Source organism: Aerococcus viridans, from assembly GCF_002871935.1.
Lineage (GTDB): Bacteria > Bacillota > Bacilli > Lactobacillales > Aerococcaceae > Aerococcus > Aerococcus viridans_B.
In genome coordinates, this window is record NZ_PNHQ01000005.1 from 100,579 (window position 1) to 110,466 (window position 9,888).

Consider the following 9,888-nt stretch of genomic DNA (forward strand, 5'->3'; position numbering starts at 1 on the left):
GATGACGTTTTCCCACAGGCAAACACTTTTAATTGCTTTCACATGGTTTTACCACTTTACTCACTTGAAGTTGTGGCACTATTATTTCCAGTCGTTGCTTCCGTTTCTACAGTCGGACTATCTGCTTGTGTACCAGCATTTTCAACCTGACTCGTTTCACTAGCTGACTGTTCTGTCGTCGATTCTGTTGATGAATCTGCTTCACTACTAGATCCATTATTGCTAGATACATCCAACGCACTCGCTTCACTTTCACTTGAAGCTTTTGATTCAGCTGCAACCGATTCTTCATATGCTTTCTTATCTTCCGCTGAAGCATAAGGATTATTGCCATCATTTAGTTCAGTAAAGTAGATCGCTACTTCCATATCAATTAATCCTGTTTGACCGTCTAATTGACTAGCAATACCATTATAATAACTCATTCGGTCCCCTATTGAGCTAATAAAGCCTTTGACAACATTACCATCAACCATTTGTAAGGCAATTCGATCATTGTTACTATCATCGCCTTTATAAGACACTAGTGAAATTTTTTGGATAATATCGTCCGATAAATTTGAGAATGCTTTGATTGTTTCAGTTAGCTTGGTTCTTTCTTGATCATCAGAAATATCATAATCTTCAAAAAGTGGTAGGTCTTTTTCAAGTGATGGTAAGGGCGAATCAATAATTTCATCATTTTCTAGTAAAGGATAGAAAAAGTCAGCAACTTGTATATAACCGAGTTGACGATAAGCTGACACATTAACAGCCACTTTATTCCACTCAGATACGTTTACGGTTGCAGACTTGACTGAGGGATTTTGGTTAACAATAGCCTGCTCCACTTCACCTTTTGTATTTTTCAATGCTGTCACAGACATACCCTCTTTAAGAGGGTACAGATTCACATCATCTGCTTGCTCTACACCCTCAACACTGATTGAAGCTACATGATTAAATGGTGATGCATAATAACCAGCAACCAATAAGGCAATGATGAATGGTAGCAATAAGCATGTCATCTTCTTCCAGTTGCTTGCATTCTTCTTATGTACCTTCTTAGTCGGAGGCATTTTATCGTTAGTCGTTTCAGCTTGGTCACTAATTGCTATTCGGCGATTGCTTTCAGGCTCATTCTTGGTATTTGACTTTCTTTTTACCTTCAACTTAGGTAGTTGCCATTTAGCTTTCTTCTTGGATGCTTGTTTTTTTTGTTTAGACTGTTTGTTTAAAGCATTTGATTGGCCATCATTAGGACTATTTTGTACACTCGCTTGAGCTTCACTACCTTCTATAGGTGTCTTTTTACCATCATTCCTAGTCTGTTGACCCTTATCAAAATTTACTTTACTTGTCTCAGCAATTTTTTCATGCAGACGTCGTCTTTTCTCTCGCCGTTCTTGACGAATACGTTCTTCTTCTTCCCAATCCATCATCATGCCCCCTTTCTATTTTATTCATTGGAAAAAGGACAACCTATTTTAACAAGTCTTCAATGATTTTAATTAAACGGTCACCCGCATCTGGCACCCCTTGGTTTAAAGCATTATTGGCGATACGGTCACGTTCACTCTTATTCGACATTAAATCATCAATTTCTGACAACAAGTCACCAACATTTAAATCATTTTCCAATATCATGCGCGCGCCATCATGTTTGACTAATGAGCGTGCATTCATTTCTTGGTGATTAGCGGTAACATTTGGACTCGGGATTAAAATAGATGGCGTTCCTAATGAAGTTAATTCTGTCATGGTAGTTGCACCAGAACGACATACAACCAAATCGATTGTATTGAATAAAGCTGGCATATTGTTGATATATGAGACAATTTGTACATTATCCCAGTCATTAAAGTCAGCAAAGGTTTCTTGGAACTCTTGATAATAAGTGTCTCCAGATGCGATTAAAACTTGATAGTCTTTTTCAGTAAAAGCTGGAATCGCTTCTTTTACAGTTTCATTGATCCGTAATGCACCACGACTACCACCAAAAATCAAGACAGTCGGCTTATTGTTTTCTAAGCCATAAACAGTCAAGTCAGCCTTATCAGTGATAGAAGCTACTTCTTGTGCACGCGGGTTACCAGTGAAAACAACTTTGTTAGCATAGCGCTTAAAATCATTTCTCACATCTTCAAAGCAAATAGCTATCTTTGACATAAATGGTGCCAAAAATTTATTGGTCATACCTGCCACAGAATTTTGTTCATGAATTATACTAGGTATATTTAATCGAGCAGCTGCATATAAGACCGGCGCACAAACATAGCCACCAGTTCCAATGACTACATCGGGTTTAAATTCACGAACGATTTGCTTTGCCTTACGGATACTATCAAACATGTAATATACCGTTCTAGCATTATCTAGGGAAAAAGAACGTTTAATCCCTTGAATTTGGACTGTTTTAAAATCGACACCCTCATTGGGAACGATTTTCGACTCTAACCCATTTTCAGTTCCGACATATAGAAATTCTGCATCTGGATATCGAGTTAAAATTTGTTTTCTTAAAGCAAGGGCTGGATAGATGTGACCACCAGTCCCCCCACCAGAAAGTAAAATACGCATGATAATCTCCTTTTTCTAGCGATTCATTTTATTTCTTTAGCTGATCAATAGCTTTAATATAACGTTCACCGCGTACTTCAAAGTTTGGATACTGGTCCCATGAAGCAGAAGCTGGTGATAGTAGAATGGTATCGCCTGGTTCTGACATATTATATGCAGCTTGAACAGCATCTTCAATCCATGTTACTTTTTCAATAGTAGATAAGCCTTGTGATTGACCAAGGGCTTTAAATTTGTCTGCTGCTTGACCAAAAACGACCATCCCTTTCACCTGACGCATATGTTTGGCCAATTCAGTGACTTCATTCCCTCGATCTAAACCTCCAGCTAGCCAAATCACTTGATCTTGGGCTTGATTAAATGAATCCAAAGCTGTGATACTTGCATCGTTATTCGTTGCTTTAGAATCATTATAAAAACGTCGCCCATCAATCTCGGCAACAAATTGTAGACGATGTTTTACACCATGAAATGTAGATACACCATTTTTTATTTCTTCATTTGAGATACCTAATAGTTTACCAATGGCGACAGCTACTAACATATTTTCCAAGTTATGATGACCAGGTAGGAAGAAGTCTTTTCTATTAAAGACTTCTTCTTCATGCCACATAAAATTTTGACTTTCTTGGTCAAACCAAGCACCATCTTTTTGAGCAACAGTGGCTGAAAAGGGTACGATAGTCGCTTTTGTCGACCGTTCCCCAAAAACAGCCTGCTGATCTGCATTTAAGATAAGATAGTCATCTGCTGTTTGGTTAGCTGTAATTTGCCATTTTGCTGAAATATAGTCTTCCATTGAACCATGATAATCTAGATGAGCAGCATAAATATTCGTAATCGCTGCAATATGTGGCTTAAATTCTTTAGTCCCCATCAATTGGAATGAAGATAATTCTAAAATAAGTCGGTCCCTAGCTTTCGCTTGACTTGCGATATCTAAAGATGGAATACCTATATTTCCACCAATAAAGCTATCACCAGATAGACTGTCAGCTTGGGATAACATTTCACCAACTAAACTAGTCGTTGTTGTTTTACCGTTAGATCCAGTTATCCCAATAATAGTCGCATCTGTTAATTTATCAGCAATTTCAATATCAGTGTATACGGGCAAACCAAGCTCTTGGGCTCGAACAACCATTGGATTAGTATAAGGAATACCAGGGTTTTTAACCATAAAAGCAAAGTCCTCATCAAGTAGTGACACAGGATGACCGCCCGCAACGACACGTGCATTATTTTCCTCAATTAGTGCTTGCGCATCCTTATTTTCCTCAAGCGGTTTTGCATCATTGACTGTAATAATTGCACCTAATGCTTGTAAGTGTTTTGCCACTGAAATACCTGTCTTCGCTAGCCCAAGTACTAATATTTTTTTATTGCGAACTGATTTACGCCATTGTGATGCTTCCATAATGATTTCCCCTTTAGTTAAAATTTAAATTAAAAGAATAATAGGCCTACGATGGCTGTTACTAAGCCTACAGCCCAGAAGATGATGTCTACCTTCCATTCACTCCAACCAATCATTTCAAAGTGATGGTGGATTGGTGACATTTTAAATACTCGTTTACCGGTTAATTTAAATGAAGTGACTTGAATAATGACTGAAGCAGTTTCCACTACGTATACAAATCCAATTAATAATAGTGACCAAGGATTACCCAACATCACTGAAATAACAGCAAGTAATGCACCCAAGGCTAAGGATCCTGCATCTCCCATGAAAATACGTGCTGGTTTACGGTTGAAAAATAGAAAACCTAGTAAGCCAGCAACAATTGCGATACAAAATGCCCCTATTCCTCGTTCGCCCATTCCAAAAGCAATAGCAGCATAAGTTGAGAAAGAAATCACACCAAGTCCAGACGAAAGACCATCTAAACCATCTGTTAAATTAAAAGCATTTGAGAATCCGGTAATCCATAATAATAGGAAAACAAAAACGAATAATACGTTAGTGATTCCTGTTGTAAACGGAAATGGAATAGATACATGGAAAGTAATCATACGCATTAATAATACAATGAGGGCTGAACCGACGATTTGTAAAATTAATTTTTGTAGTGAAGTTAGACCTTCATTTTGTTTTTTAAAGATCTTTAAGAAGTCATCAGCAAATCCAATGCCACCAAAGAAAAACATCGTACCCACTAACAGCCATACTTCACCTCGCCATTGGCCGGTGATTATAGACCAGATGAATAATCCAACTAAGGCTGCAGATAAGAAAACTACTCCCCCCATAGCTGGTGTCCCAGATTTAGCCTTATGCCAAGCTGGTCCTTCATCTCTTGTGATTTGTCCAAATTGTTTTTCGCGCATAAATTGTATGAAAAACGGCATGCCTACTAACGTTAAAACTAAAGTAGTAATAAAAAGTAATACCATTATTTTTCCTTTCTCTTTCCTAAACAACTGTAGTAAATGTTCATTTTCTTTTTTATTATTTATGACTCAGCTAATTGTAACACAATCGTCTTGTTGTTATTGACCTGTTCTCCAACTGCTATTGACTGGCCGACAACAAGCCCTTCACCTTCAAGTTGGACTTCTACACCAAGGAGAGAGCCCAATGCTTGACTAGCTGAAGCATTCAGTCCAGTAAAGTCTGGCATAGTTGGATTTGAATCATCCGACATCAAGAAAATTGGTTGTGTTACAGATACTTCTTCATTCACTGCTGGTGTTTGACTGATAATATTTTCACCATTACCAATCACTTCAACATTCACAAAACTAGCATCTGCTAGTGTTTGTTGAGCATCACTTACCGTTAAGCCTTCTACATCTGGAACCGTTTCAGAAACCACCGACTCGCTATCACTTAAAGCATTATATTCAAGTGCTCGTGTTAATAGCGGTGTGTAAATTTTTGTCATCATATCGCTAGCTGTAGTTTCCAGTTTTTTCGGCTGTTCTACTGTAATATATAGAATATATTGTGGATCTTCACTAGGTACAAATCCCACTACAGAATATAGGTATTTCGTTAAGCCTGCTTCATATGTGTTGGTTTCTAGATTGAAAACTTCTGCGGTACCAGTCTTAGCAGATACTGTATAACCATCCAAATCATAAGCCGCTCCGGTACCTGTATCTGCGTATACAACAGATTGCAAGTACTCCAATGTCTTGTTGGCTGTTTCTTTTGAAATTGGAGATGATACTTCTTCTGGTTCAACAACTTGCATTTTACCGTCTTTTTCATAACGGTTCACAAGTTGCAATTTCATCATCTTACCGTCATTCGCAATTGAAGTGAAAGCTTGCATCATTTGGTAAGGTGTTACATAGATCCCTTGACCAAAACCAGTTGTCACCTTATCAGCTTCATATTCATAGTTCATTGAGCCACTTGCTTCATTGGCGAAACCTGATCCCGTTTCTTGAAGTAAACCGAACTCGCGGATATAAGATTCCCAAACATCAAACCCCATTTCTTCTACTAAATGGATCATTAGCGTATTAGATGACTGTGACAATCCTTCTAATTCAGAAATGACACCCCAACCAATACCATTATAGTCAGCTATTGTAGAATCACCCATGGTCACTGGACTTGAATCATAAAATGCATTCGGATCAAAAACGCCCTCTTCAATCGCAGCTGCAACTGTAAGTACTTTAATTGTAGAGCCTGGTTCATAAGCTTTTTCAACTAATAAATTTTGCCACATATCATCAATACCTTCCTTAGTTTCTAAGTTAAAGGTTGGTCTCTGTGATGCAGCAACAATTTCACCAGTTTCTGGTTCTACTAACATAGCGGTCATTGAGGTAGGGCTATATTTTTCATAGACTTCTGACATCAAGGTTTCTAAATAAGTCTGCAATCTAGAATCTAGCGTCAGGTAAACATCTGAGCCATCGGTAGGTTCTTCTTCAACCTGCCCCGTGCCACTTAACTCCGCATTTGTAGAACTTGATTGATAGGATTTACGACCATTGCGCCCTTTTAAAGTATTATCCATTGATAGTTCCAAGCCCATTTGTCCAGTTAATCGACTATCGATAGCTGATTTTGCTTCCATATATTCCGCATAACCAATAAGGTGTGAAGCAAATACACCATTAGGATACATTCTAGTTGGTGTTTCATTAAACATAATCCCTGGTAATCCTTGATCATCAATCGCTTTCATCTCAGCATAAGTTAAATCTTGTCCTGCTGTACCAAACTCTACTTGTGAAGCATCTTTAGTATTTAACCTTTCCAAGATTTCATCTTGTGAAAGATCAATATACTGCGACAATACTTGAGCTGTTTTTTCTTTATCTACCACATATTGCGGATCTTCTTGTTCAGACCATGCATCCGTTAAAACAGCGTATAATGAATAAGAAGTAGCATCCATTGCCAAAGGAAGCCCACCTACATCATAGATGGTTCCACGCTGCGCTGACAATATGCTACTTCTATCATAGAGGTTTTGAGCCTGTGTGGATAAATCTTGACCGTTTACAGACCCAAAAACCATTATTTGTGTTAAACGAATGCCAAATATGAGTAGTAAAAAAACTGTTAAGCCCATCATCGCTCTAATTGTTTTTTTGCGATTCTTTTTAAGTTTTTTACTATCTTCCATTATTCCACATTCCTTATATTTTCTTCATTCATATCTAACCCTTGATCTTCAGCAATCTTAACCACACGTGAATAGTTCGATAGCTCATGAACTTCTTGAGTCAAATTCTCTTTTTGTACGCTTAATTCTTCTGCGTTTTGTTGCACTTCTTGTAACTGTTGTGATGCTGCATTTACATTTGCACGCATAATGGTAACCCCTAATAGTCCTGAAATCATCACTAGAAAGGCTACTGTCATCATCACTTTTTGTAACATTGAAAATCTTACTTTTGATTGACTTTTACTTGCCGGTATACTTGTTGGAAGTGCCGTCATTGCTTGCTTCACTTCTACTTGTTGACGTTCTTCAGGGTTAGCCGGAATATTTGGAATAGCTTTTTCAGCTGGCATAGCATTCATTCTAACATTTACTTGATCTTGTAATAGGAATATTGCCATAAATACTGCTCCCTTCTATTGGCTGTCCGCCTTTTATCAATTGTTCTATTTAATTCGTTCGATTATACGTAACTTAGCACTTTGTGCTCGTGAATTGTGTGCTAATTCTTCTTCGCTGGCATAAATAGGTTTTCTATTAACCAATTTAAAAGGCGCTTCAATATCGGCATTGATCACAGGTAAGTTAGCTGGTAATTCTTCACCTGTTGAAGCACCTTTAAACATTTGCTTCACAATACGGTCTTCTAGTGATTGGAAAGAGATTGTAGACACTCGCCCACCAACATTTAATAAATTCAAAGCTTGCTCTAAGGAATCTTCAATTGCACCTAATTCATCATTTACTGCAATGCGAACTGCTTGGAAAATCCTTTTAGCCGGATGGCCACCTTTACGACGAGCTGGAGCAGGAATCGCTTCCTTGATAATATCTACCAATTCTCCTGTACGTGTAATGCGATGGTCATCTCTTCTTTGCTCGATTTTACGTGCTATTTGCTTAGAGAATTTTTCTTCTCCATAGCGGTAAAAAATACGCACAAGATCATTAAAATCCCATTCATTAATAATCATTTCTGCTGTTAACAGTTGGGTTTGATCCATTCGCATATCAAGCGGGGCATCTTGGTGATATGAAAAACCACGTGCTATCTCATCTAATTGCGGTGAGCTAACCCCTAGATCATATAAGATACCATCTACACCGGTAATACCCATTTTTTTTAATTCTGATTGAATATGTCTGAAATTACTATGAACAAGTGTAACCTTGCCACTTTCAATCTCTTTAGCGAACACTTTTTCAGCATTGCCAATGGCCACTAAATCCTGATCAAATGCAATTAAACGACCTTCATCAGATAGGCTTGCTGCTATTTTTGAACTATGCCCAGCCCCCCCCAAAGTACAATCAACATAAATGCCATCAGGTTTGATTGCCAATCCGTCTACTGATTCGTTTAATAACACTGAGATATGATGGAATTCATTTGCCATTCTTCTGCCATCCTCTTCTTCTATAATTCTTTATCTCTGTAAAGTTCATTTATGATTTTATTAAAGTCCAAAATCTAACATATCTTCCGCAATTTCTTCAAAACTTTCCTCTATTTCAGAAGAAACATTTTCCCATTTCTCTTTCGACCAAATTTCAATTCGGTCTGAAACACCTAGCACTAAGCATTCTTTCTCTAGATTTGCGTAATTGACAAGGGTTGTTGGGATGTTGATGCGTCCTTGTTTATCAATTTCAGCTTCTGCCGCTGCAGAATAGAAAAAACGTGTAAATGCACGTGCTTCTTTTTTAGCTAGCGGTAGTTGTTTTAACTTCTCTTGAATTTTCTCCCAATTATCTAAAGGATAACCAAAAACACATCCATCTAAACCGCGTGTAATGACAAATTTAGAACCTAAATCCTCACGCAATTTTGCTGGAATGATGATTCGCCCTTTGGCGTCGATATTATGTTGGAATTCTCCCATTAACATCATTTATCACCTTCTGTGCCTAACCTTAACCTTTATTGTTTTTAGTCTACCATATCTCCCCACTTTTCACCATATTTCCCCAAATTTTTGCATTATTTTTATAAATTTTGTGGAAAAGTCTATTTTTATGGTTTTTCACAAAAAAAAGAAGTTTTAAAACTGATTTTCAACAGGTTTAAAACTTCTTTTTGTTATTGTTCTAATCAATATGATATTGTACACAATTCACATAGTTACAACTTGAATAATACGACCAATCGTCACAACGACATAAATGATAAAACTAATTGAAAAAGCTATATTGGCTAACATTCGATAGAATTTACCTACCACGATTTCTTCATTTTTAATCCATCGCCACAGCAATACCCCAATCGCTAGAAGTGCAATTATAACTACTAGATGAGGAATAATTGAATAGAATAATAATGCTCGAGAAATAAAGTGAAGGCAAACCAATAAAATTGGAAACACAACATCAATCGGTGCAAATTTGATATGTTTATTGAAGTAGAGGTATGGTTTTCCATATGTACCCACAAGCAATAAAGTTACAATGGGTAATAGATAAAATAGTAATTCACTCCATTTAAAAAACATTTCAAGCAACCTCTCCTTTTTTATTTTCTATATCAATCATTCATTAATAGTAGCTAAGATAGATTAGAATGTCTAGAATAAATCAAAAAAGGCACTAACCAAAAGCGGTTAATGCCCTTTTAAGGCTCTACAATATATAGGACTGATGACTAAAAAAGTCATTGGTCCAATTTTTTTCGCAAAAAAACGAGGATTCCATTATCATTAAG

General features: G+C 37.1%; 9 protein-coding genes. All 9 read right to left on the reverse strand.

The genetic code is table 11. The features are described 5' to 3' along the window. Window positions 1-56 precede the first annotated feature (56 nt). A complete protein-coding gene (locus CJ191_RS03245) occupies window positions 57-1,418 on the reverse strand; it encodes a cell division protein FtsQ/DivIB (RefSeq protein WP_257994112.1) in 1,362 nt (453 codons plus the stop codon). A 43-nt stretch (window positions 1,419-1,461) separates the two neighbouring features. Then, a complete protein-coding gene (gene murG, locus CJ191_RS03250; RefSeq protein WP_070467960.1) occupies window positions 1,462-2,559 on the reverse strand; it encodes an undecaprenyldiphospho-muramoylpentapeptide beta-N-acetylglucosaminyltransferase in 1,098 nt (365 codons plus the stop codon). A 28-nt stretch (window positions 2,560-2,587) separates the two neighbouring features. Then, complete coding sequence (gene murD / locus CJ191_RS03255; RefSeq protein ID WP_070467961.1) at window positions 2,588-3,976, reverse strand: UDP-N-acetylmuramoyl-L-alanine--D-glutamate ligase; 1,389 nt, start codon at window positions 3,974-3,976, stop codon at window positions 2,588-2,590. 29 nt (window positions 3,977-4,005) lie between these two features. Then, complete coding sequence (mraY, locus tag CJ191_RS03260) at window positions 4,006-4,953, reverse strand: phospho-N-acetylmuramoyl-pentapeptide-transferase (RefSeq protein ID WP_070467962.1); 948 nt, start codon at window positions 4,951-4,953, stop codon at window positions 4,006-4,008. Window positions 4,954-5,012: 59 nt separating this feature from the next. After that, complete coding sequence (locus CJ191_RS03265) at window positions 5,013-7,151, reverse strand: peptidoglycan D,D-transpeptidase FtsI family protein (RefSeq protein ID WP_070467963.1); 2,139 nt, start codon at window positions 7,149-7,151, stop codon at window positions 5,013-5,015. After that, entirely contained in the window at window positions 7,151-7,591 is a 441-nt protein-coding gene (gene ftsL / locus CJ191_RS03270) for a cell division protein FtsL (RefSeq protein WP_070467964.1), read from the reverse strand. The genes CJ191_RS03265 and ftsL overlap by 1 nt, the downstream gene beginning before the upstream one ends. Window positions 7,592-7,636: 45 nt before the next feature. Then, a complete protein-coding gene (rsmH, locus tag CJ191_RS03275; RefSeq protein ID WP_102198979.1) occupies window positions 7,637-8,587 on the reverse strand; it encodes a 16S rRNA (cytosine(1402)-N(4))-methyltransferase RsmH in 951 nt (316 codons plus the stop codon). Between the two features lie 60 nt (window positions 8,588-8,647). After that, complete coding sequence (gene mraZ / locus CJ191_RS03280; protein ID WP_070468014.1) at window positions 8,648-9,079, reverse strand: division/cell wall cluster transcriptional repressor MraZ; 432 nt, start codon at window positions 9,077-9,079, stop codon at window positions 8,648-8,650. A 225-nt stretch (window positions 9,080-9,304) separates the two neighbouring features. Further along, window positions 9,305-9,679 (reverse strand): DUF3397 family protein, encoded by a 375-nt coding sequence (locus CJ191_RS03285; RefSeq protein WP_070467966.1) that lies wholly within the window; start codon window positions 9,677-9,679, stop codon window positions 9,305-9,307. Window positions 9,680-9,888: the final 209 nt, after the last annotated feature.

Coding starts and splice junctions, on each gene's coding strand:
- mraZ (WP_070468014.1), bottom strand. CDS start 9,079: ATGTTAATGGGAGAATTCCAACATAATATCGACGCCAAAGGGCGAATC.
- murD (WP_070467961.1), bottom strand. CDS start 3,976: ATGGAAGCATCACAATGGCGTAAATCAGTTCGCAATAAAAAAATATTA.
- CJ191_RS03245 (WP_257994112.1), bottom strand. CDS start 1,418: ATGGATTGGGAAGAAGAAGAACGTATTCGTCAAGAACGGCGAGAGAAA.
- mraY (WP_070467962.1), bottom strand. CDS start 4,953: ATGGTATTACTTTTTATTACTACTTTAGTTTTAACGTTAGTAGGCATG.
- ftsL (WP_070467964.1), bottom strand. CDS start 7,591: ATGGCAATATTCCTATTACAAGATCAAGTAAATGTTAGAATGAATGCT.
- rsmH (WP_102198979.1), bottom strand. CDS start 8,587: ATGGCAAATGAATTCCATCATATCTCAGTGTTATTAAACGAATCAGTA.
- murG (WP_070467960.1), bottom strand. CDS start 2,559: ATGCGTATTTTACTTTCTGGTGGGGGGACTGGTGGTCACATCTATCCA.
- CJ191_RS03285 (WP_070467966.1), bottom strand. CDS start 9,679: ATGTTTTTTAAATGGAGTGAATTACTATTTTATCTATTACCCATTGTA.
- CJ191_RS03265 (WP_070467963.1), bottom strand. CDS start 7,151: ATGGAAGATAGTAAAAAACTTAAAAAGAATCGCAAAAAAACAATTAGA.